Source organism: Gangjinia marincola (assembly GCF_039523415.1).
In the GTDB taxonomy this organism is placed as follows: Bacteria; Bacteroidota; Bacteroidia; order Flavobacteriales; family Flavobacteriaceae; genus Gangjinia; species Gangjinia marincola.
In genome coordinates, this window is sequence record NZ_BAAAFG010000001.1 from 107346 (window position 1) to 130745 (window position 23400).

Below are 23400 nucleotides of genomic sequence, written 5' to 3' on the forward strand. Positions count from 1 at the left end.
TTTTGTCAAGATGAAATTTACAGCCGCCCAAATTGCCTCAATTCTTCAAGGTGAAGTAGAAGGTAATCCTGAAGTAGAGGTTTCTCAATTGGCAAAGATTGAAGAGGGTAAAAAGGGTTCGTTAACTTTTCTCGCTAATCCCAAGTACACATCCTTTATCTACGATACAGATGCCAGTGTTTGCATTGTAAATGATGATTTTATACCAGAGAAGGATATTACTACGACCTTAATTAAGGTTCAAGATGCGTACACGGCTTTTTCTACCTTGCTTGAGTACTATAACAAAGTGAAACTAAACAAGATTGGAATAGAACAGCCTAGTTTTGTATCAGAAAATGTTTCCTACGGGGATGACCTGTACGTAGGTGCGTTTAGTTATTTGGGAGATAATGTCACACTTGGAAAGGACGTAAAAATTTATCCAAACGTATACATTGGAGATAACGTAACGATGGGTGATAATGTAGTCGTTTTTGCAGGAGCGAAGATTTATTCAGAAAGTATTATTGGAAATAACTGTGTCATTCACAGCGGAGCAATCGTTGGCGCAGATGGTTTTGGTTTTGCGCCTAATGAAAATGGACAATACGAGAAAATTCCGCAAACCGGCAATGTGATCATTGAGGATCACGTCGATGTGGGTGCCGGTACAACGATTGACAGAGCAACGCTGGGATCAACCATAATACGAGAAGGAGTCAAATTGGATAATCAAATCCAGATTGCTCATAATGTTGAAATTGGAGCACATACTGTAATCGCAGCACAATCTGGCATTGCGGGTTCCACAAAAATTGGAAAACACTGTCTTATTGGTGGTCAGGTAGGAATAGTTGGGCATATTACCATAGGTAACCGCGTTAAAATCCAGGCACAATCAGGCATTGGGAGAAATGTAAAAGATGATGAAGTCCTGCAGGGCTCACCGGCACTTAATTACGGGGATTATAATAAATCCTATGTACTCTTTAAAAACCTGCCTCAAACCGTCAAAGAATTAAACGATATACAACGTAAAATGGATTTGAAATGATTTCAACATCTACAAAACAACGTACCATAAAAAAAGAAGTCACACTTAAGGGAGTGGGACTTCATACCGGCAAAGAAGTAACCTTAACCTTTAAACCTGCACCACCTAATCATGGATACGCCTTTAAGCGTGTAGATTTAGAAGGCCAGCCGATTGTAGAGGCAGATGCAACGTATGTGGTAAATACCAATCGCGGTACTAACCTTGAAAAACGCGGAGTCACCATACAAACATCTGAGCATGTTCTTGCAGCCTGTGTAGGATTAGAAGTAGATAATATTTTACTTGAGTTAGATGCTGCAGAGCCTCCCATTATGGATGGATCATCCAAGTACTTTGTAGAGGCACTTGAGAAGGCGGGAATAGAAGAACAAGATGTTGATCGCGAAGAATATGTGGTCAAAGAAGTGATTTCTTACACAGATGAAGAGTCTGGCAGTGAAATTATCGTGATGCCTTCTAATGAGTACCAGGTAACTACTATGGTAGATTTTGGGACGAAAGTACTCGGGACTCAAAATGCCTCTATCAAGCATTTATCAGAGTTTAAAGACGAAATTTCAGACTCCAGAACCTTTAGCTTTCTCCATGAAATTGAAGCGTTACTGGAACACGGCCTCATTAAAGGCGGTGATCTCAACAATGCTATTGTCTATGTAGATAAAGAGCTTTCGCCAGAGACAATGGATAAACTAAGGGTTGCTTTTAATAAGGATAATATTTCGGTCAAGCCGAATGGAATTTTAGACAACCTTACCTTGCATCATCCTAATGAAGCTGCACGTCACAAACTGTTGGACGTAATCGGTGATTTAGCATTAATCGGCACCCGCATTCGCGGAAAAGTAATCGCCAACAAACCAGGGCATTTTGTCAATACTCAGTTTGCCAAAAAAATGGCTAAGATCATTAAGATCGAAAAAAGGAATAACGTTCCTACGGTTGATTTAAATCAACCCCCTTTAATGGATGTGGTACAGATCATGAATATGTTGCCTCACCGTCCGCCATTTTTACTGCTGGATAAGATTTATGAGTTAACTGAAAAAATGGTCATAGGTGTAAAGAATGTAACCATGAATGAGCCCTTTTTTCAAGGTCACTTTCCCGGTGCACCGGTTATGCCGGGGGTATTACAGATTGAAGCCATGGCGCAAACCGGCGGAATATTAGTACTAAGCACCGTCCCTGATCCTGAAAATTACCTTACCTACTTTATGAAAATTGATAAGGTTAAGTTCAAACAACAAGTTGTTCCCGGGGATACGCTTATCTTTAAAGCAGAGTTATTATCTCCTATTCGCAGGGGGATTTGCCACATGCAGGCATACGCCTACGCCAATGGTAAACTTGCAACAGAGGCAGAGTTAATGGCGCAAATTGTAAAAGTAAAAGATCAATAGTCTATGAATCAACCCTTAGCATACGTTCATCCCGGGGCAAAAATTGCCAAAAATGTGGTCATTGAACCCTTCTCTGTCATTCACAACAATGTTGAGATTGGCGAGGGATCATGGATTGGTCCTCATGTTACCATCATGGAAGGGGCACGTATAGGGAAAAACGTAAATATTTTTCCGGGAGCAGTAATTTCTGCAGTACCTCAAGATCTTAAGTATCAGGATGAGGATACCTTAACCATCATTGGTGACGGTACTACGCTTAGAGAATGCGTTACCGTTAATAAAGGTACCAATGATCGTATGAAGACCCAAATCGGCAAGAACTGTTGGATCATGGCGTATTGCCATATTGCTCATGACTGTATTGTAGGTGATAACTGTGTTTTTTCTAACAACAGTACCTTAGCAGGTCATATTACTGTGGGCGATCACGTCGTACTGGCCGGGATGGCTGCAGTACAGCAATTTTGCAGCATAGGATCTCATGCCTTTGTGACGGGAGGTTCTTTAGTGCGTAAAGATGTTCCACCGTATGTAAAAGCAGGCCGAGAACCGCTCTCTTATGTTGGAATTAATTCTGTCGGTCTACGCCGCAGAGGGTTCACCACCGATAAAATCAGGGAGATTCAAAACATCTACAGAATTCTATATCAACAAAATTACAATAATTCGCAGGCAGCTTCGATCATCGAAGCTGAAATGGCTGCAACTCCTGAACGTGATGACATTTTAGAGTTTATCAAAGGCTCACAACGTGGAATCATGAAAGGATATTTTTCAAATTAATTAGAAAAAACGTATGGCAAGTACAAGCGATATTCGCAAAGGATTATGCATAAAGTATAACCACGATATATTTAAAATTATTGAGTTTTTACATGTAAAACCGGGTAAAGGACCGGCGTTTGTAAGAACTAAATTAAAAAGTGTAACTACGGGTAAGGTAATTGATAATACTTTTTCTGCGGGACATAAAATTGAGGATGTGCGTGTTGAAACGCATAAATTTCAATTTTTATACAGTGATCCAACCGGATATCATTTTATGAATACAGATGATTACACGCAAATTGTATTACAGGAGCAGGCGTTAGATATGCCAGACCTTTTAAAAGAAGGTGAAGTAGTTACCGTGTTGATCAATACAGAAGATAACATGCCACTTTCTGTAGAGATGCCTGCTACCGTTGAGCTTGAAGTAACGTCTACTGAACCAGGTGTTAAAGGGAATACAGCAACGAATGCGACAAAGCCTGCTGTTCTAGAAACAGGAGCGCGCGTCAATGTACCTTTATTCATTAATGAAGGAGATAAAATTAAAGTAGAAACAGACAAAGGTACCTATAAGGAACGTGTTAAGGAATAGAATCTAAATGAAGTTTCCGCGCACATATAATATTGAAGAAATTGCCGAACTAATCGATTGTGATTTTGTAGGAGATAAAGATTTTGAAGTTCTTGGAATGAACGAAATCCATGTGGTCACTGCGGGAGATATTGTATTTGTAGATCATCCTAAATATTATGATAAGGCATTACAAAGTGAAGCTTCGGTTGTTCTTATCAATAAGACAGTGGACTGTCCTACGGGAAAAGCACTGTTAATCTCAGATGATCCTTTTAGAGATTTTAATAAACTTACCACTTACTTTCGACCTTTTACTTCGGCGAAGACCTCAATAGCAGACTCTGCAAAAATAGGGAAGGGCACCATCATTCAACCTAATGCGTTTATTGGAAATAATGTTATAATTGGCGAAAATTGTATCATTCATCCTAATGTAACCATCTATGACCACTGCGTGCTTGGAGATCATGTGACGATACATGCCAATACGGTGCTAGGTGCTGCTGGTTTTTACTATAAAAATCGACCAGAGGGATACGATCAGCTAAAATCCGGTGGGCGCGTAGTGATTAAAGATCATGTGGATATAGGAGCTGCCTGTACCATTGATCGTGGAGTTACAGGCGATACAACGATTGGTGAGGGAACTAAGATTGACAATCAGGTACAAGTAGGTCACGACACGGTCATAGGAAAAAAATGCCTTATCGCTTCTCAAACAGGAATCGCAGGATGTGTTGTCATTGAAGATGAAGTCACGATATGGGGGCAGGTAGGTGTGATCAGCGGCATTACGATTGGACCAAAGTCAGTAATTTTGGCACAATCTGGTGTAGGTAAGAGTTTGGCAGGTAATCAACGTTATTTTGGTTCTCCTGCAGATGAATTTAGAATCAAGTTTAAAGAAGCAGCTGCTATTAAAGCGCTGCCCAATGTTATAAAACACATAAAGGTTAATCCCTCATGACAAACGCAAAAGAATTGGTCAAATCTTTTTATGAATCAGATTTTATTGGTTCTATAGATACTCTGGCAAAATATTTACACCCAGAACTTGAACTGTACTGGAATAGCAGTGAAGGATTTAACAAACTAACGTACAGCGATATTTCAAATCTTGTCAAAGAGATGGGAAAATCTTATGAATCAATCCGGTCCAACATATCTCATCTTATTCAGGAAGGAAATAAAGTAACGATTCGATATACTGATTATGTTAGAATGATAGAAAACCCTGATGAAGAGGTTGCTCTTGGTCATTACATCGCCATTTGGGAGATTGAAGAGAATCGAATGAGAAAAGGATTTCAAATCAGTCAGCCGTATAGCGACGAACCTGAAAATATTCGGTCCTTCCTTCCTTAAATTAAGCATAATTTCAACAAATAATTAACCAATAAACGCCTACATTTGTGGCGAAAAATTTAACGCATGAGTGTTCTAGTAAATAAAGATTCAAAAATTATAGTTCAAGGTTTTACTGGTAGTGAAGGAACCTTTCACGCCGGCCAGATGATCGAGTACGGTACGAATGTAGTTGGTGGTGTCACTCCGGGTAAAGGAGGACAAAAACATTTGGATAAGCCTGTTTTTAATACAGTTTCTGAAGCGGTGAAAGAAACCGGAGCAGATGTAACCATCATTTTTGTGCCTCCCGCATTCGCCGGTGATGCAATTATGGAAGCAGCAGATGCCGGTATAAAAGTGATTATAACTATTACAGAAGGTATTCCTGTAGGTGATATGGTCAAAGCTGCAGCTTACATAAAGGATAGAGATTGCCGACTTATCGGTCCTAATTGTCCCGGAGTTATTACTCCAGAGGAAGCTAAAGTGGGTATCATGCCCGGCTTTGTTTTCAAGAAAGGAAATATCGGGATCGTTTCAAAATCTGGAACCTTAACCTATGAGGCTGCAGACCAAGTGGTAAAACAAGGCTTAGGAATTTCTACTGCAATTGGTATTGGCGGAGATCCAATCATTGGAACTACGACAAAAGAAGCGGTTGAACTTTTTATGAATGATGAGGAGACAAAATGTATTGTGATGATTGGTGAAATTGGAGGTCAGTTAGAAGCAGATGCTGCTAAATGGGTGAAAGAACATGGTACCAAGCCTGTAGTCGGATTTATTGCAGGTGAGACGGCTCCTGCTGGACGAACTATGGGTCATGCCGGTGCTATTGTTGGTGGTAGTGAAGATACAGCTCAGGCTAAAAAAGCGATCATGAGAGACTGCGGTATCCATGTGGTGGACTCTCCAGCAGAAATTGGTAAGAAAGTAGCAGAAGTTATGGGGTAATCGTCCTAGTTCAATATATCAACCCTTTGAATTTTGCTACGCTAATTATTCAAGGGGTTTTTTATTGAAATCGAATTTGCGTTTGTTATATTTGAGGGAAACCAGAACAGACTATAAAATTACAGTTATATGAAATTACTTGAAGGAAAGAACGCTATCATTACAGGGGCGAGTAGGGGGATAGGTAAAGGTATTGCAACGGTATTTGCTCAGCATGGCGCTAATGTGGCTTTTACCTATAATTCCTCAAAAGAAGCGGCTGATCAATTGGAAAAAGAGCTTGAAGATCTTGGCGTGAAAGCTAGGGGATATCAATCTAATGCAGCTAATTTTGATGAAGCGCAAACTCTGGTTGAAGATGTGCTTAAGGATTTTGGGTCAATTGATGTGCTGATTAATAATGCGGGTATAACCAAAGACAATTTGTTGATGCGCATGAGTGAAGAAGATTTTGATAAGGTCATAGAGGTAAATTTAAAATCCATTTACAATATGTCTAAGGCTATCTTACGTCCCATGCTTAAGCAGAAACATGGTAGTATTGTGAACATGAGTTCTGTGGTTGGTGTAAAAGGAAATGCCGGTCAGGCGAACTATGCCGCTTCTAAGGCAGGGATGATTGGCTTTTCAAAATCGCTTGCACTGGAATTAGGTTCCCGAAACATTCGTACAAATGTGATCGCACCGGGATTTATTGAAACCGAGATGACCGGAAAACTGGATGAGAAAACCGTGCAAGGTTGGAGAGATGCTATTCCATTGAAACGTGGAGGATCACCTGAAGATATTGCAAATGCATGTGTTTTTCTAGCTAGTGATTTAAGTAGTTATATAACAGGACAGGTGTTGAACGTGGATGGCGGGATGTTAACCTAGAGAAGTATAGTAATTTTAGTTTAGCGTTTTGAACGTGATAATTTCAGCGCGTTTATTAATTCTATCATGTAGAAGAAATCTATGTCCACTTTGACCATTTTTCTTATTGTACTTGCTGTAATTCTTGCGGCGGGATTAGCATGGTTTCAATATGGAGCGAGGAAAAAAGCCCTAAAACTGCGGTGGTGGTATCTTGGTTTAAGATTTGCTTCGGTTTTTTTACTGTTGCTTCTTCTGATTAATCCAAGTATCAAGCAAACTACTTATACTATTGTAAAACCTGTTTTGGCAATTTTGACGGATGATTCATCCTCTCTCACCAGTATTGCAGACACAACTCAAGTAAAGAAATTAGTTTCCGCGTTAAGCGCAAATGAAGAGATTAATGAACGGTTTGAAGTGAAACAATATCGTTTTGGATCAGAATTGAGTTTGTCAAATAAGCTTTCGTTTGCGCAAGGAGAAACCAATGTAGAAAAAGCCTTAAGCGATGTTGCTCGTATTCATAATGAATCCACCGCTCCAATAATAGTCGTCACTGATGGCAATCAAACATACGGACGCGATTATCAATATGTAAATTTACCAAAAGAGCATGTGGTTTATCCTTTAATCGTTGGGGATACAACGCATTATAATGATGTGTATATAAAACACCTTAATGTTAATCGTTATTCTTATTTGAACAATGAGTTCCCTGTTGAAGCAATTTTAGGGTATAGTGGTGAAGGAGATATTGAAACCACTTTTAGTTTACGTAAAAATGGACAAACGGTTTATACGAGAGAGGTGCGTTTTTCTAATGAGAATAGCACTCAAATCATTAGTTTTAATGTAAAGGCAACTCAGACTGGTGTCCAAACCTATGTTGCTGGATTGAGTCCATTACAGGATGAAAAAAATATTGAGAATAATTCGGCTTATTTTGGAATTGAAGTGATCGATGAACGCACTAAAGTGCTTATACTTTCCTCTTTTGTTCATCCTGATTTAGGAGCTATAAAGACTGCTATAGAAGGGAATGAACAGCGTGAAGCTGAAATTAAAATTAATCCTACCGGGGATATTTCAGTAGAAGATTATCAAATGCTGGTATTTTATCAACCAAATGCTGGACTCAAGTTGTACCTGGATAAGAGTAAAGCAATCGGCATAAATTCTTTAGTCATCACGGGTACCCAGACTGATTACACATTGTTAACTGAGTACGGAATTGAAAAACAAAACACAACGCAAACCGAAGATTATTTGCCGGTTTTCAATCCTAATTATTCAGTATTTCAATTTGAAGATATAGGGTTTCGTGATTTTCCACCATTAAACGATAGCTTCGGGAAAATATCGATTACCAAACCCCATGAGGTGCTACTTTATCGCCAGATCAGTAGTTTTAATACTACAGATCCGCTGCTTTTTTCTGTAGAAGAAAATTCACGACGTATGGTTTTCTTATTGGGTGAGAATAGTTGGAAATGGAGAGCTAAGAGTTATCGGGATACAGAGAGTTTTGAGTCTTTTGACGGGTTTGTAAATAGTTTGGTTCAGTTTTTATCATCAACTAAAAAACGAAGCCGACTAAGTTTAGATTACACCTCGTTTTATAATGGAGGAGAAAATCTGATCATTGGAGCTACTTATGTAGATAAGAACTATCAATTTGATCCGGGAGCATCGTTAACAATTTCACTTTCACATAAAGAAACGAATGAAAAGATCAATCGACCAATGTTGCTTAAAGCGAACAATTTTCAAGTAAAACTGAGTGATATGCCACCTGGAGAGTATGATTTTACAGTAAAGGTTGCCGATAAGAATATATCAGCTTCAGGTAGTTTCACCTTAATTCCTTTTAATGCTGAAGCGCAATTTTTACGCGCAGATGTAACAAAGCTTAAGGCATTAGCTACTAATACGAATGGAACGGTTTTTTATCCCTATCAAGTGGAAGAAATGATAAACAGACTGATGGCAGATGAGAAATATACTCCTGTACAAATAGGTCAGGATAAGGTTGTACCTTTGATCGATTGGAAATATCTACTTGCTTTGATTGTAACGTTATTTTCCATCGAGTGGTTTTTAAGAAAATATAACGGTTTAATATAAATATAAGAGAATGGAAAGATTACCAAAAATAGGATTACCAATTATTATAGGGATTATCATACTTGTGATTATTCTTGCTAAGTCTACGGTCACCATAGACTCAGGTCATGCAGGAGTATTATACGAAACTTTAGGAGATGGTGTTGATCCAGAAAAAGGACCGATGGGTCCAGGTTTTCACTTAGTCGCACCATGGAATAGAGTAATTGATTACGAAACACGCCAACAGGAAATGCCAGAGAAAATGTCTGTATTATCCTCAAACGGGCTGGATATAAAGTTAGATGCATCAGTTTTGTATGAGCCTGAATATGCAAACTTAGGGAAATTACATAACCAAAAAGGACTTGAGTACAGCAGTAGAGTTTTACAACCAGCCATTCGAAGTGCTGCTAGAAGTGTCGTAGGACGTTATACACCAGAGCAATTGTACTCCAGTAAACGGGATGCTATTCAAGATGAAATCTTAGAAGAAACAAAAAAAATTGTTGAACCTCAATACATACAAATAAATGATATTTTAATTAGAGACGTAACCTTGCCACCTACCATCAAGCAGGCTATTGAGCGCAAATTAAAGCAAGAACAAGAATCATTAGAGTATGAGTTTAGACTAGTGACAGCAGAAAAAGAAGCGCAAAAAGTACGTATTGAAGCGCAGGGTAAAGCAGATGCTAACCGAATATTAAGCGCATCACTAACCGACAAAATTTTACAGGATAAAGGAGTAGATGCTACGATGAAGTTAGCAGAATCTCCCAATGCTAAGGTCATCGTGATTGGTTCTGGGGATAGTGGATTACCGATTATCTTAGGAAACAACTAATCAGTAATATCGATAAAAAGAGCCTCCATCATCTGAATGATTTGGAGGCTTTTTTAGTGAAAAAAAGCTACTCATCTCTGACGTCTTCCATGTAAGTGTTGTATTTTTTGGATAACGATGACTTTTCAGATTCATTGAGGGCTTTTCCCGCAAGTTGAAAAACTTCATGTTCTTCTTCATCCAGATGATGAACAACCTGATGCTGCAGCTGTTTCATGTAAGTAAGCCAGGCAGAACTATCCATATCGGTTTCCTCCAGCTTTTCAATAAGATCATCAATATCTTTGTGTTCGCTGATACTGTGTCTGGCTTTATCCTGGGTTAAGTCTTCTTTAATAAGAGGAGCGTAAAAAAAGCGCTCTTCGGCATCGGCGTGATACTGTAATTCTCGTTTAAGTTTATGGAACATGTTCTTACGTAGGTCATTCTTACCAGAAGTATTGACTAGTTTATCACAAAGTTCTCTTTGAATGTCATGGTCCTTTCTAAGTGCTTCAAATATTGTCATGGATGATTTTTTATTTAAAAATACGAGGAAGAAATATATTGGAGATTAATATTAACGTGCTTTAGGACGTTTTTAAATACATTTTAAGACGTGGCTTTAACTGGTACTCCTTCATAATAAAAGAAAAAAAACCTTCACAAGATGTGAAGGTTTTTTTAATCCCAATAGTAGGTTAAGCGCCCCGTAAATCCCACAAAGGGAATTTTAAAATGGGGACTTAGTGCGTCAACAGCAGTTCTATTACAAGCAGTTTCCATCTTGAAACACTGCACAGATTTTAGCTAATGTATTATCTTGGGGAGAACATTCTTTAGCAGGTAAGAACTTACTGCTCGCACCTCTTGTGGTACAGAATTGGGTATTATCGTTGATAGTTATGTTAGAGAAGTCGATGTAGGTATAGGTTTGGTTTACATAATCCTGCTCATCAATCTTAAGCATAAAGGTAGTAGGAGTATCGTTTTTAAATCCCTCTACTAAGTAAAAGAATGAATTATCATCATAATCTTTATAGGCAGATACAGAGGCTACCTCAGTGATGATAGGAGAGAAGTTTGTTTCAATAGTCATGTATAAGGCCATATTATTGATATTTGTCATGTGCATGGCGTTAGCAGTTGTAGCTTCACTGTTAGAGTTTCCTTTAAAGGCAACAAGAGCAAGAGCGAAGGCGAAAACTAGAGCGGAGGTGTAAACAAACTTTTTCATAATAGTAGGATTTTGGTATTGTTATTTCGTATTGACAAGACAAACATACGACATGGAACACATGTAAACGACAAAATGCATATATATTTAACAATAAATTAACAAATAGAATGATCAAGCGGGGTTAAAGATGATCGTAAATCGCGCTAAAATAGTTTTATAACTATCATGATATCAGCATTATAATAACTAAATAAACAGTTAAACGAGTTGATGAATGTATTTCTTTGACGAAAATGCATTTTGTCGGTGAATGACGAAAACCTTATGCTTTGATTGTTTTGATCAAAATTCTTTGATCATTTAAGGTTGTTGTAAAGAAAAGATATTCCTCCCCGCCATCTTTAATGAAGAACTTTTGTTTTAGTTCTTTCACAGAATTTTGAAAATTACGAGTGGCAACGTTAGCTTTTTGACCAGCGAGTTGTTTTTTGATGTTTTTAGGGGAATAGGGGAGTACTGTTTGTATTTTGAATCTTCGTCCGGGGAAGTTGATCAAACTAGAATTGGTATATAAGTGCGTATTAGGATGTATTTTTTTGAGTTGGTAAGCTTCAGCAAGACTTTTGAATCTTCCGCTTTTCATGATTGCCGCATTAGGTTCGTAGAGATACTTCTCGGGTTCACCATATGATACTTGGGCTTCATCTTCCAAGTTAAGCGTAATCTCAAACTGCTCCATTGTACGCTTTGTGAAATTTACAGCTTTTACCTTAGGAGTTCCTGTACCATTCTTTTCAAGTATAAAAATAAGCTCTTTAACTTCATTATTTATAGCAAGGATATGAATTTGTGAGACATGACTTAGCTCTTTGATCCCTGCATTAATATCATACATAGGCGAGGTTTTTATCATTATGCAGTTCGTATGTTCAAAAAGCAGGGGTAGTTGCTGAGTCAGATTGGGTTCATAATCGATCAGTTGAACTAATTTTTTACCATCCCGACCTCGTCTTGCAGGATCCACATATATCCAATCATACCGCTCTTTTCTAGTTTGGAGCCATGCTATGCTGTTGGATGAAATACAAGTAATGTCGTCTCTCTTCAGTATATCAAAATTATGTTTGACAATCGCAGATAGTGATTCGTTTTGTTCAATATGAATGGTTTTTTGAAATGACTTGCCTATGAAAAACGTATCTACTCCAAAGCCGCCGGTTAAATCAACCAGGGTTTTACCATTGATGAGTTGGGCTTTATATTCTGATGACATTTGCGAAGAGGTTTGCTCCAAATTTAATTTAGGAGGAAAGAGCAGAGGAGCGGCTGTATACCAGGAAGGGACTTTAGTTTTGATCTTTTGCCAGCCTTGGATTTGATTGGTTAAATCGATTGAGGAGATATTTGCAAACGGACTTTTTTTAAGACTAAATAGTACTATATCTGTTTCACGATTGGCATGGATATATTGTTGAACATCTTTTGCAAGAAGGTTCTCCATATTCATGTTAATTTGATTTGAAATTTCGGGTTAATCGATCTACAATTTTATAATCACTCCAAAATTGACTAGCAATAACTTTAATTGCAGTGTAGGTAGGAACAGCGATAATCATTCCTAAAACACCAAACAAAAAGCCTGATGCTATGATTACGACGAAAATCTCCAAAGGATGTGCTTTCACACTTTTACCAAATATGATGGGTTGATTTAGGAGATTATCAATGAGCTGAATTATCAAAAATCCTAAGGTTATGCTTACCAATTGAGGAAAAACTATTATACTAAAATTTAGTCCTAAATTATTTGATATAACAAAAAGGACCATTAAACTGTATCCCATAATCGGTCCTAGATAGGGTATAATATTAAGAATAGCACAAATGAGCGCAATCGTTACTGCATTGTCAACACCAATGAAAAGCAATAGAATGCTGTTAAGTGAAAAAATAATTCCCAACTGCGTAAAGACTCCTAAAAAATAGCGAGAGAGTAGATTTTTGATTCGGTCAAATACTAGTCTCACTTTAACTTCTTCTCCTTTATTAACAAATACCAAAATACTATTGATCAGTATGGAGCTATCCCTTAATAGAAAGAACGATATAAATAAGACAGAGAAAAAACCAATGAGTAGATTACCAATAGATCCAAATACATTTCTTATAAACTTGTAGATGACATTCATATCGAATTCTTTAACGTATTCAGATTCTGAAATGTAATTATACATTTCTAATTTGCTTACGCCGAAAAATTCACCGATTTCCAAGACAAAATTTTGAAGATTATATTTATAGGTCTCGACATCAATCTCTGTAAGTTGTTTGCCTTGTTCAACGATCAGCGGCGTTAGGATATAAAACAGTCCAATGAGCAATCCAAAAATGATGGATAATACGAAAAGCACAGCCAGATCACGAGGGAATTTTAATTTATTCCGAAGAAAAATGACCAGGGGTCTACCCAGTAAGCTAATGACACTTGAAAATAGAATGTATAGAAATATGACTCTTATTTGAAAAATAACATATCCAAGTAATACAATGAGTCCTAAAATAAGTACCGCTCTTATAATACCATAACTTATTTGCTTACTATTCATACGCTAATTTTTGAGTAATTGAATAAAATGCCACAGATAGTGCATTGGTAACATTCATACTGCTATTTTGCCCCATCATTTCAATATGGATCGTGTGATCGACCAGCGCAAGAATTTCAGGTGAAACACCATATTGTTCTGACCCTGCAACAAGCAATACTTTTTGGTTAGGTGGTAAGGTTAAATCTTGAATGGGAATACTTTTACGTGTAATTTCTAGTCCCAGAATAAGATAACCCTCGTCTTTATGGTCGTTGATTACAATTAGAGGATCCTTAATGCATTGATAATTTACTGCTCTTTCTGTATTTCGTGAAGCCTTTAGAAATCTTGGTGTGGACAAATTAATGTTTTCGCTAAAGAGATAAAGCTTATCAATACCAAATGCATCTGAAGATCTAAAAATACCTCCAAGGTTTGAAGGGCTTGAAATGCGATCTGTAAGTAACGAGAGTGAATAAGTCACTTTCTTAAACAAAACTTGTTTATGGGACAACTGATCGTTCATTACAGTATCAAAGCTCAAAGGCGTATTTGATAATATTTGCTCCCATTTTTAATGCTTTTTCTCGCACTTGGGGAGGATCATTATGAACTTCTGGATTTTCCCACCCGTCACCTAAATCTACTTCATAGGTAAAGAGTAGGACAAGTTTGTCGTTAATGTTAATACCAAACGCTTGCGGGCGTTTACCATCATGCTCATGAATTTTTGGAATTCCCTGTTTAAAGGTATATGCTTTTGAAAATATAGGATGGTCTGCGGGTAACTCTTCTAATTCTTTATCTGGAAACACCTTTTTTAACTCGCGGCGAACATACGTATTCATTCCATAATTATCATCGATATGTAAGAATCCTCCACTCAAGAGATATTCCCTAAGGTTATCAGCTTCTTGGGCAGTAAAAAAGACATTCCCATGACCGGTCATGTGGATAAAGGGATACTGATATAAATCTGTGCTACCTGGTTCTACTGTTTTTGGTTTATCGCTTATGGCAGTTTGTATATGTGTATTGCAATATTGGATGAGATTTGGGAGTGCAGTAGGATTAGAATACCAATCGCCTCCGCCACTATATTTTAAGACAGCAATTTCTTGTGACCGACCAAAAAATCCGATCATTATTAAAGCCACTAAATACCAATTTATTTTCATTTGACTATCTATGAGATAAAGATATAATTAAAAATTATAATTGATCTATCTTCTTAATGACTTCATTTAGCCTGTTTTTGAGGTGATCCACTTCAGATTCTAGTTTTCTAACGCGAATATTTGAATCCAGATCAACCACATTTAGTGAAGAAGTAATCTTTCCTCTAACAACCAAAATTCGTTGGATTTTATTGACGGTCATGGTTTGATTATCGTACTTACTATTATCACTTATAAGAATTACCGCATCATTATTAAGATCTTTTTTTAGTCGCTTAGTATACACTGCATCCTCTGTCACCACAACAACGATAGAACCGTCCAAAATGTTACTCAAATTTGTGTTTTCCTGTGTTATGAGAATATCTCCATTGAGCAATGTGGGCATCATACTATCGCCCTCAACCTCAAATAGCATTTGACCTTCTGCCGGTTCAAACCCAGGGATTTTAAACATTTCTTGTGTTTCTAGCCACGTATAGTTATCTCTGTTTTCAATAAAACCGGCTCTCGCATCTACTTTTATTAGGGGTACAAATCCATTTGTAGTATTTAGGCGAACAAAATTATTTTCGCTTATTAGAATATGATCCGGGGTAACATCATAGATTTTACATAATTGCATTAAACGTTCTGTGGTCAATGAATTTTGACCCTTTTCAATAAGGGAGTAGGCTCCCTGAGTAATGTCTAATTTATGGGCTATCTCTTTTTGAGAAAATTGATAATTTTCTCTTAGCTTTTTAAGTCTTGTCGTTATTGATTTCTGTGACTTTTCCATAATCTCATTTTATCACATTAAAGTTACAGCTATATCTCAAACCATAAAATTAATATGTGCTTTAAACATATTTTTTTTAGTTATAAAAAATATTTATATTAATAGCTATGATTTAGGGATATAAATTTGATAACTACTTAAATGAAGAAATTTTTTATGAGTTCCGAACAACTTCAATCGTTAATCGACAATAATCAGCATATTGAACATCAATATCGCCATGCATTACAATTCGCAACCCATAAAGGTTTAAAAAAATTTTTATTGAGTCAGGCCTTACAGCGTAGTGCATTTCTCATTGAATTGCAAGACCAATTAAATAGCAGTTCGTATAAATTTGAACAATCTAAATCCAGCGTTTCCACCACGACCAAAAATAATTTAACTCCAGTGTATTGGATGAATATTGATAAACAGACACTTTTTTCTTCATCTGAAGTTATTCTCGAATCATTTTTAAAAGGAGAGCATAATAGCTTAGTGGAGTACACGAAACATCTAAGTGAGAAAAATTCTAACAAGATGCTTCAGAAAATTCTTGAAAATCAAAAGGTAATAATCAATGAAATGTTGGAGAAAGTAAGAAAACTTGATGATCTTTAATCAATAGAAATTAAATTATCCAGTTCATTTTTATCATCTTCCAGTACGTTATCGTTTAATGTAAAATTCTTCCGTAGAGACTCTATTTCAGCTTTAATATCTTTATAATAACTATCTTTTTCTGAGGTGAGTGTCAAAAGCTCATTCAGCATATTACTGGTTTTTTTAATCACTAACAAATCATGACTACAATAGGTTCTAATTGAAATTAAGATATTGTGAAGCAATGTGTTAAAAGAGATGCTATTGTAGAAAATCAGTGGATTTTCTTCTTCAAAATGAATTTCAATATCGTTTTTTTTCATCCTTCGTTCAAATAATTGAGCCAAATAATCAAGACTGTTGAGCATTGTACCTGGATCGTTAATTCCTGGCGACATAGCTTTGATGCCGATTTCGGTGATTTGCTTGAAAGAGTGTAGATAATTCTCTTTTATAAGTTCACTGTTAGAATATATCATGGAGGCGTAGATTTTCTCGATGATTTCTTCTGAAGCTTCTTTAGATAATTGAAAGAGATTTGATCCCTCCAGAACAAATTTTCCTTTGAACGCCAACATTCTAAGCTGAATATCATGCTCTTTTAGGATCTCAAGAAGATCCTCCAGGAATAGTTGCTGGAAATATCCGGATTTCTTCGAAGGATACGTTTTCCATTGGTCAAATTGTGGAAGAGTATCTTTTGTGAAATCATGTTTTCGTTCATTTTCAATTAGACTATTTAGTCGAGAACAGCCGGTATGAAATACTTTCTCCAAAATATTTCCTACTTGAATGGTTTGGGATATAGTATGTATGAAATAAATAAATGCGAAAAGACATACGATCATAAAGAAAATAGCTAACAAAACGGAAAATCCTGGAAGATCTGTTTTTGAATTTATATCTTTAATAGAAACCATTATAAAAAGACAATAAATAATTGTTGCTAAATAGACCCCTAATACAATTTGATGTTTCCTATCTGATACCAGTCCGGGGAGTAGACGTGGAGAAAAATTACTTGACGCCTGATTAAGTAATATCATAACCATAGAGAAACTAAAAACCATTATAGAAATAAGACTGCCAATGAGCGTACTCAATACAGTAAGGGAAGTATCCTTATTATCAATAATTATTTGCGGGATACGCTCCATAACGTACGAAGACAAGCCCCTAGTCTCAGCATACGAGATCCCAACAGCAATCACTAATCCCAAAATCGCAATAAATGAAGGATAGAACCAAATATTATTGAAAAGCGCGATGTACGTTTTTTTAAAGATTTTTTTCATTCCTGTAATGTTAAATATTTCCAAGATGATTTACTCAGTTGATCACTATAACTTAACAAAAATTAACTGCTTTAACATCTTGATAAGTTAATAATTCCCAACCACAGTTAAACCCTGTTAAAACGATTGACAAAAGTTAAATTTAGAATAGATTGGTACTTTAATAAAATAAACTAAAATATTATCTATATGATTATGTTACAGAACCTTGATGTTCCAAGCGTAACAAAAAAGGCCACTGATAGAATAGATTCATGGATAGATGCTATTGTCACAAATTTACCAAACTTTGCTATCGGACTAATTTTCCTGATTGTATCTTATTTTCTTTCAAAATGGATATATCGAGGGGTCTTAAAATTGGCAAAAAAGAAAGTTGATCAAGTATCCATTGCTCGACTTATTGCAAGAACAGCGTCTACCATAATTGTTATCGCAGGAATTATTCTAGCGCTTAGTGTCATGAATCTTAGTGGTACGATTAAGTCTTTACTGGCAGGTGCAGGAATTTCTGGTTTAGTGATTGGTTTAGCGATGCAAGGTGCCTTGGCCAATACAATCTCTGGTATTGCATTATCTTTTAGGAAAAGAATACGCATAGGTGACTGGGTGGAAACGACAGGCTTTGCCGGAGAAGTTCTTGAGATAAATCTAAGTAATTTTGTTCTCAAAGAGGTGGACAACAATATTGTAATTATTCCCAACAAAACGATCATTGACAATCCATTAAAGAATTATGCATTAACGACAAAAATGCGTGTACTCTTGGATTGCGGAGTAGGGTACGAGTCTGATTTAGAACAGGTGGAAAAGCTTTCAAGACAAACTATAGTGGACACGTTTGACCACATTGATTCTCCAGATGACGTCGAATTTTATTTTACTGAATTTGGTGGAAGTTCCATCAACTTTACCATACGCTACTGGATAGATTCTGAGAATGCCTTAGAGAAATTTAGAGCAAAAAGCAAGGGAATCATAGAACTGAAAAAAACGTTTGATAGAGAAAATATCAATATACCGTTCCCTATAAGAACGTTACAATTTGATAATAAGTTATCATTAAATGGAACAATGAAGCAAACGGAAGAAACCGAAAACAAACAAAAACAATCAAATTAAACTATTATCAACCTTAAAATTTAAACATCATGTTAAAATGGACCATTATTTTCGTAGTTATCGCTATTATAGCAGGTATACTAGGTTTTGGAGCAATTTCTGGAACAGCTGCACTAATAGCTAAAATTCTATTTTTTGTATTTCTAGTATTATTTATAATTTCTCTTTTTAGGAGAGCGTAACCATTTAAAATCAAAGTCATGAAAAAATTTGCAACCATATTATTATTTGTACTAACACTAAGCGGAACAATATTATCAACATCATGTAGAGAACAAACTGCGGGTGAGAATGTTGAAGAAGCCGCAGAAGATATAGGAGATGGTGTTGAGGATGCCGCAGATGAAATTGAAGATTAATATATAGATTACTAACACGTAAATAAAAAAAACATGTCAAAAGCAGGAAATTCAGTCATAGGAGCAATCGCAGGAGTAGCATTAGGATTAACTCTTGGCGTATTATATGCTCCAGATAAAGGTGATAAAACGAGGAAGAAGATAAAGAAAAAAGCAGAAGAGGCAAGAGACGAACTTGCTCATAAAGCGCAGGACTTAACGAATGAGATTAGTTCAAGAGCACAGAATGTTTCACAAGAAGTTTCGCAGAAATATTCTTCAAAAAAACAAGATTTTAAATCGAATTTGGATGATGTCGTACAAAATGTAAGTGAAAAAGCAGATGATGTCATATTGACCTTAGAAAAAAAATTAGAAGAATTGAGGCTAAAGAATAAAAAGTTTCATACTAAAACCAAAGATGTCGTTGTGACTAAAACAGCAGGTGATAATATTGCTGCAAAGACTCAAAAAGTATAGAATGTTTGAAAATCTAGAAGAAAGAGCGACCAATATTAAGGATAGTTCCAAAATTTATCTTGAGAAACAAATTGATTATACGAAGCTCAAAATCTTTTATCACGTTACCAGTAGTGCTATTGTCTTAATTAAATCTTTATCGATAGGTATATGTATATTTGTAGCGATTTTATTTTTGTCTATAGCGCTTAGTCTCGGATTAAATCAATGGCTAGATCACAAATTTTTGGGTTATATCATTACTGGAATTGTTTATGTCATAATCGCCATTATTAGCTATGCATTTCGTCATACTGTAGAGCGAAAAGTGGTAGAAAAATTTTCAAAATCATTTTTTAAAGATGGACATTAATCATTACACTACACTTTTAGAAGTCAAGAGAGACTTAAGAAAGCTTAAACTCGAAAAAGAGATTGCTTTTGAAGAAATTAAGTTTCATTATAATAATACTTCTGGCAGTTCAGCTTTGGGAAGTGCAACAATGAATTTGTTAAGTGGACTTACTAAGAAACTTGCTGTTCACTATATCTACAGAAAATTATTTAAATAATGTGAATTTAATGAAAAAGAAGTTCTTGCTTTTAATGTTAGCAACATTTGTGTATCAACAAACGCTCAGACCGACATTATAAATATAGAACAAGGGTTACTAAACAGTTATTTACATATACCGATGGGGAGAAAGTAAGATCCATACACTTAGTTTATTAAAATCCAAAGAGAAAGGTCAAATTAGCTCAAGAGGATATCAATAAAATTTATCAAAAAATGGTCTTGACGACCCTGCGATTACTAAAGTTATCCTCGTTGATAATAAAAATGACAATGAAACTGATTATTTTATCGTTCTTCGTTATAAAAAATTTCCACTAGATAGCTTTGAATTAAAACAAGACAAGTATATTTTTATGGTTGTTGTTGAAAATCATAATAAGGTACAACTCGTGGATGAGGGAAGGTATGATGCAGATACCTCCAATGTTGATTATTTTCATGAAGAAGGATTCACAATGATGTAGCTTAATCTAAAGATAACGTTAAGCCTGTGGTCACACAGGCTTTTTTGATTAATTTTAATTATATGGTTTACGCTATACTTTTTTTTGCATTGGTATCTTACTTACCTGCGTTACCAAATCAACACTGGATAATACGCTGGTGGGATTTTGTTCGTGTTCAAACATTTATTATACAGACTATACTTCTAATAGCAGGATTATTTATTCTGGATTTGGGAGTTTTGATAAATCAACTTTCTCTTGGCTTTCTATTCGTATCAATGATTTATCAGGCGTGGTTTATTTTCCCTTATACTGTACTATCTTCAAGAAAAGATAAATTAGAAAAAGTTCACGATGGTTTTACTTTACTCACAGCAAATGTCTTTCAAGATAACAACCGCAAAGAAGATTTTTTAGCCTTAGTACACAAATATAATCCAGATGTTTTCGTGACGATGGAATCTGATCAGACCTGGGAAAATGCGTTGACCTATTTTAATTCATCCTATCCTCACCAAATAAATCATGCGTTAGAAAATTACTATGGTATACACCTATATTCTAAGCATGAATTAGATAATCACGATGTTTATTATATCGTTAAAGAAGGAATACCCTCTATAGATACTAAAGTAAATTTACCTTCAGGTCATAAATTACGCCTCGTATGCTTACATCCCGAACCACCCAGTCCATCTGAACATGAAAACTCTAAACCGCGTGATGCAGAATTAATGATAAAGGGCAAGGAGTTAAGAGATACAAATGACACTATCGTAGTTTGTGGTGATATGAATGATGTGGTGTGGTCAAAAACAACGCGATTATTTAAAAAGCTCACCAATTTAATTGATCCCAGGGAGGGTAGAGGGTTTTATCCTACGTTTCATGCTAAATATTGGTTTTTGCGTTTTCCGTTAGATCATTTATTTCACTCTAAGGATTGCTCTACACATAAAATAAAAAGTTTGCCTTATTACGGGTCAGATCACTTCGCAATGTTTTATCAAATTGGAATCAATACAGAAATGTATGTCGACAATTCAAAAGAACTGCAAGAGGATGAAAAAGATACGGTTGAAGATTTCATTGAAGCCGCGAAAGAGGAACAGCCAATAGCTAATATAACAATTCCTTCTTAAATTCAAGCTAAAAGGCTTACCGTGTGGCAAGCTACAATAGCAGCAGTCTCTGTTCTTAATCTGCTACCAGATAAAGAAATTTCATGAAAACCGTGATGTTTAGCTAGTTCAATTTCTGAAATAGAGAAATCACCTTCGGGGCCAATCAGTAATATAAAATCAGTCTTTCCGGCAGCAATTTCCTTCAGCGGTGTTTTAGTGAATTCTTCGCAATGTGCAATTCCCTTAAATCCAATTGATGTATCTGCTTGTGGGATAAAATCTTTAAAACTAACAGCGTCATTTATTTTAGGTAGAGATAGTCGTAAAGATTGTTTCATTGCGCTTTGAATGATCCGTTCAAATCGAGTTTTTTTAATATGCTTTCGTTCACTGCGTTCACAAATGATAGGAGTAATTTCATCAATGCCAATTTCAACCGCTTTTTCTAAAAACCACTCGAACCTGTCATTACTCTTTGTTGGAGCAACAGCGAGATGAAGTTTAACAGTACGCTGTGGTTCTGATTGAGTCGAAATAATTTTTCCCTCCACACGATTTAAAGTTGAAAATGTTATCTCAACTTGAAATAATTTTCCTTTTCCATTGGTAACGTAAACATGATCACCACTGTTTTTTCTAAGTACTTTAGCAATGTGTTTACTCTCTTCCCTATCAAATTTGACAATTTGATCTTGCGCGGTCGTATCGGGCTGGTAAAATAGCTGCATGTTAGAACGTATATCTCGACTTAGAGCTCACATCTATACTAGTAATATCATTCTCTAAAAACTTATAGTAACCTGTTATTCCGATCATTGCAGCATTATCTGTTGTATATTCAAACTTTGGTATAAATGTTTTCCAACCGTAATTAGCTTCGGCCTGTCGTAGTGCGCCTCTGATTCCGCTATTGGCAGAAACCCCTCCGCCAATTGCCACGCGCGATACTCCGGTTTCTTTTACAGCTTTCTTTAGCTTATTCATGACAATTGTAATCACCGTTTTTTGAAAGGAAGCGCAAATATCCTCAAGATTTTTTTCGACAAAACCAGCTTCAGTTTTTTCTTGTTTTTGTATAAAATACCGCACCGCAGTTTTTAATCCGCTAAAACTAAAATCCAATCCGCTTACATTTGGAACAGGAAATGCAAAACGATCCGGATCGCCTTTTTGAGCAAGTTTATCCAAATGCGGTCCGGCGGGATAAGGTAATCCCATCATTTTTCCACATTTATCATACGCTTCACCAATAGCATCATCCAAGGTCTCGCCTATCACATCCATATCAAAATAATCGTTGATAAGAATAATCTGTGTATGCCCTCCACTAATAGTCATAGCAATAAAAGGAAAGGTGGGCTTTTCAAAATTTTCTTCAGCAATAAAATGAGCCAAAATATGGCCTTGCATGTGGTTAACTTCGATTAGCGGAATGGAAAGACCAAGCGACAGGGATTTTGCAAATGATGTCCCCACTAAAAGTGAACCCATTAACCCGGGACCTCGGGTGAAAGCGATGGCATCTAACTGTTCCTTTGAAATTTGAGCCTTTGACAAGGCCTCATGAATGACAGGAACAATATTTTGTTGGTGAGCTCTTGATGCTAGTTCTGGTACAACTCCACCATAGTTCTCGTGAATTTTTTGGGTGGCGATCACATTGCTCAAAACAAAATCGTTTTTTAAAACGGCTGCGGCGGTATCATCGCATGAAGATTCGATTGCCAGGATGTATATAGGTTTATCTTGCATTAGGATGAATTAGGCATAACAATTGTATTCTAATTAAGCTAAAAAAAGAGAAAAATGTTAGTTAACAAGTACCAGCATAACCTCTTTTACAAAGGTAAGA

27 protein-coding genes are annotated in these 23400 nt (G+C 36.2%); 17 read left to right on the forward strand and 10 right to left on the reverse strand.

Features of this window, described 5'->3' with window-relative positions; translation table 11 throughout:
* Window positions 1-10 precede the first annotated feature (10 nt).
* The 10 genes from lpxD to ABD000_RS00560 all read left to right on the forward strand — a co-directional run bounded on the left by lpxD (window position 11) and on the right by ABD000_RS00560 (window position 9896).
* Window positions 11-1036, forward strand: coding sequence for a UDP-3-O-(3-hydroxymyristoyl)glucosamine N-acyltransferase (lpxD, locus tag ABD000_RS00515; RefSeq protein WP_343762427.1), 1026 nt, complete (start codon window positions 11-13; stop codon window positions 1034-1036).
* Window positions 1033-2439 carry a bifunctional UDP-3-O-[3-hydroxymyristoyl] N-acetylglucosamine deacetylase/3-hydroxyacyl-ACP dehydratase gene (locus ABD000_RS00520; protein ID WP_343762429.1) on the forward strand — a complete coding sequence of 469 codons (1407 nt, stop codon included), beginning with the start codon at window positions 1033-1035 and terminating at the stop codon, window positions 2437-2439. The genes lpxD and ABD000_RS00520 overlap by 4 nt, the downstream gene beginning before the upstream one ends.
* Window positions 2440-2442: 3 nt before the next feature.
* Complete coding sequence (lpxA, locus tag ABD000_RS00525; RefSeq protein ID WP_343762431.1) at window positions 2443-3225, forward strand: acyl-ACP--UDP-N-acetylglucosamine O-acyltransferase; 783 nt, start codon at window positions 2443-2445, stop codon at window positions 3223-3225.
* A 13-nt stretch (window positions 3226-3238) separates the two neighbouring features.
* Window positions 3239-3805, forward strand: a complete 567-nt coding sequence (gene efp, locus ABD000_RS00530) for an elongation factor P (RefSeq protein WP_343762433.1) — start codon at window positions 3239-3241, stop codon at window positions 3803-3805.
* A 7-nt stretch (window positions 3806-3812) separates the two neighbouring features.
* On the forward strand, window positions 3813-4754 hold the full coding sequence (locus ABD000_RS00535; protein ID WP_343762435.1) for a UDP-3-O-(3-hydroxymyristoyl)glucosamine N-acyltransferase: 942 nt from the start codon (window positions 3813-3815) through the stop codon (window positions 4752-4754).
* Window positions 4751-5152 carry a nuclear transport factor 2 family protein gene (locus ABD000_RS00540; protein WP_343762437.1) on the forward strand — a complete coding sequence of 134 codons (402 nt, stop codon included), beginning with the start codon at window positions 4751-4753 and terminating at the stop codon, window positions 5150-5152. Before ABD000_RS00535 ends, ABD000_RS00540 begins: the two co-directional genes overlap by 4 nt.
* 66 nt (window positions 5153-5218) lie before the next feature.
* Window positions 5219-6088 carry a succinate--CoA ligase subunit alpha gene (gene sucD / locus ABD000_RS00545; protein WP_343762439.1) on the forward strand — a complete coding sequence of 290 codons (870 nt, stop codon included), beginning with the start codon at window positions 5219-5221 and terminating at the stop codon, window positions 6086-6088.
* A 129-nt stretch (window positions 6089-6217) separates the two neighbouring features.
* Window positions 6218-6964 (forward strand): 3-oxoacyl-[acyl-carrier-protein] reductase, encoded by a 747-nt coding sequence (gene fabG / locus ABD000_RS00550; RefSeq protein WP_343762441.1) that lies wholly within the window; start codon window positions 6218-6220, stop codon window positions 6962-6964.
* Window positions 6965-7045: 81 nt separating this feature from the next.
* Complete coding sequence (locus ABD000_RS00555; protein ID WP_343762443.1) at window positions 7046-9070, forward strand: VWA domain-containing protein; 2025 nt, start codon at window positions 7046-7048, stop codon at window positions 9068-9070.
* A 10-nt stretch (window positions 9071-9080) separates the two neighbouring features.
* On the forward strand, window positions 9081-9896 hold the full coding sequence (locus ABD000_RS00560) for a prohibitin family protein (protein WP_343762445.1): 816 nt from the start codon (window positions 9081-9083) through the stop codon (window positions 9894-9896).
* A gap of 67 nt (window positions 9897-9963) precedes the next feature.
* Here ABD000_RS00560 and ABD000_RS00565 read toward each other — a convergent pair whose 3' ends face one another.
* The 7 genes from ABD000_RS00565 to ABD000_RS00595 all read right to left on the reverse strand — a co-directional run bounded on the left by ABD000_RS00565 (window position 9964) and on the right by ABD000_RS00595 (window position 15602).
* Entirely contained in the window at window positions 9964-10404 is a 441-nt protein-coding gene (locus tag ABD000_RS00565; protein ID WP_343762447.1) for a hemerythrin domain-containing protein, read from the reverse strand.
* A 240-nt stretch (window positions 10405-10644) separates the two neighbouring features.
* Complete coding sequence (locus ABD000_RS00570) at window positions 10645-11112, reverse strand: hypothetical protein (RefSeq protein WP_343762449.1); 468 nt, start codon at window positions 11110-11112, stop codon at window positions 10645-10647.
* A 265-nt stretch (window positions 11113-11377) separates the two neighbouring features.
* Complete coding sequence (locus ABD000_RS00575) at window positions 11378-12556, reverse strand: THUMP-like domain-containing protein (RefSeq protein WP_343762451.1); 1179 nt, start codon at window positions 12554-12556, stop codon at window positions 11378-11380.
* A gap of 7 nt (window positions 12557-12563) precedes the next feature.
* On the reverse strand, window positions 12564-13661 hold the full coding sequence (locus ABD000_RS00580) for an AI-2E family transporter (protein ID WP_343762453.1): 1098 nt from the start codon (window positions 13659-13661) through the stop codon (window positions 12564-12566).
* Window positions 13654-14187, reverse strand: a complete 534-nt coding sequence (locus tag ABD000_RS00585) for a TrmH family RNA methyltransferase (RefSeq protein ID WP_343762455.1) — start codon at window positions 14185-14187, stop codon at window positions 13654-13656. The genes ABD000_RS00580 and ABD000_RS00585 overlap by 8 nt, the downstream gene beginning before the upstream one ends.
* The gene (locus tag ABD000_RS00590; protein ID WP_425545335.1) at window positions 14177-14788 is read right to left on the reverse strand and encodes a DUF4159 domain-containing protein; all 612 of its coding nucleotides are present in this window, start codon (window positions 14786-14788) and stop codon (window positions 14177-14179) included. The genes ABD000_RS00585 and ABD000_RS00590 overlap by 11 nt, the downstream gene beginning before the upstream one ends.
* Window positions 14789-14855: 67 nt before the next feature.
* Window positions 14856-15602, reverse strand: coding sequence for an XRE family transcriptional regulator (locus tag ABD000_RS00595; protein ID WP_343762458.1), 747 nt, complete (start codon window positions 15600-15602; stop codon window positions 14856-14858).
* A gap of 156 nt (window positions 15603-15758) precedes the next feature.
* Between ABD000_RS00595 and ABD000_RS00600 the strand changes: the two genes are divergently transcribed.
* The gene (locus tag ABD000_RS00600) at window positions 15759-16205 is read left to right on the forward strand and encodes a DUF2383 domain-containing protein (RefSeq protein WP_343762460.1); all 447 of its coding nucleotides are present in this window, start codon (window positions 15759-15761) and stop codon (window positions 16203-16205) included.
* Here the strand turns inward: ABD000_RS00600 and ABD000_RS00605 are convergent.
* Entirely contained in the window at window positions 16202-17482 is a 1281-nt protein-coding gene (locus ABD000_RS00605; RefSeq protein ID WP_343762463.1) for a DUF2254 domain-containing protein, read from the reverse strand. The two genes, ABD000_RS00600 and ABD000_RS00605, sit on opposite strands and share 4 nt — an antisense overlap.
* A 189-nt stretch (window positions 17483-17671) precedes the next feature.
* Between ABD000_RS00605 and ABD000_RS00610 the strand changes: the two genes are divergently transcribed.
* The 6 genes from ABD000_RS00610 (at window position 17672) to ABD000_RS00635 (ending at window position 21566) form a co-directional block, all read left to right on the forward strand.
* Window positions 17672-18604, forward strand: a complete 933-nt coding sequence (locus ABD000_RS00610) for a mechanosensitive ion channel family protein (RefSeq protein WP_343762467.1) — start codon at window positions 17672-17674, stop codon at window positions 18602-18604.
* Window positions 18605-18633: 29 nt separating this feature from the next.
* Complete coding sequence (locus ABD000_RS00615; RefSeq protein ID WP_343762472.1) at window positions 18634-18786, forward strand: DUF1328 domain-containing protein; 153 nt, start codon at window positions 18634-18636, stop codon at window positions 18784-18786.
* An 18-nt stretch (window positions 18787-18804) separates the two neighbouring features.
* On the forward strand, window positions 18805-18963 hold the full coding sequence (locus ABD000_RS00620) for a hypothetical protein (protein ID WP_343762477.1): 159 nt from the start codon (window positions 18805-18807) through the stop codon (window positions 18961-18963).
* A 33-nt stretch (window positions 18964-18996) separates the two neighbouring features.
* Window positions 18997-19422: a YtxH domain-containing protein gene (locus tag ABD000_RS00625; protein ID WP_343762481.1), complete on the forward strand. Its 426-nt coding sequence runs from the start codon at window positions 18997-18999 to the stop codon at window positions 19420-19422.
* A 1-nt stretch (window position 19423) separates the two neighbouring features.
* Window positions 19424-19774 (forward strand): phage holin family protein, encoded by a 351-nt coding sequence (locus tag ABD000_RS00630; RefSeq protein ID WP_343762484.1) that lies wholly within the window; start codon window positions 19424-19426, stop codon window positions 19772-19774.
* A gap of 730 nt (window positions 19775-20504) precedes the next feature.
* Window positions 20505-21566, forward strand: coding sequence for an endonuclease/exonuclease/phosphatase family protein (locus ABD000_RS00635; protein ID WP_343762487.1), 1062 nt, complete (start codon window positions 20505-20507; stop codon window positions 21564-21566).
* A gap of 2 nt (window positions 21567-21568) precedes the next feature.
* Here the strand turns inward: ABD000_RS00635 and ABD000_RS00640 are convergent, their stop codons facing one another.
* Together ABD000_RS00640 and tsaD are read right to left on the reverse strand one after the other, a co-directional pair.
* Window positions 21569-22276 (reverse strand): 16S rRNA (uracil(1498)-N(3))-methyltransferase, encoded by a 708-nt coding sequence (locus tag ABD000_RS00640; RefSeq protein ID WP_343762489.1) that lies wholly within the window; start codon window positions 22274-22276, stop codon window positions 21569-21571.
* Window position 22277: 1 nt separating this feature from the next.
* On the reverse strand, window positions 22278-23300 hold the full coding sequence (gene tsaD / locus ABD000_RS00645) for a tRNA (adenosine(37)-N6)-threonylcarbamoyltransferase complex transferase subunit TsaD (protein WP_343762492.1): 1023 nt from the start codon (window positions 23298-23300) through the stop codon (window positions 22278-22280).
* Window positions 23301-23400 lie beyond the last annotated feature (100 nt).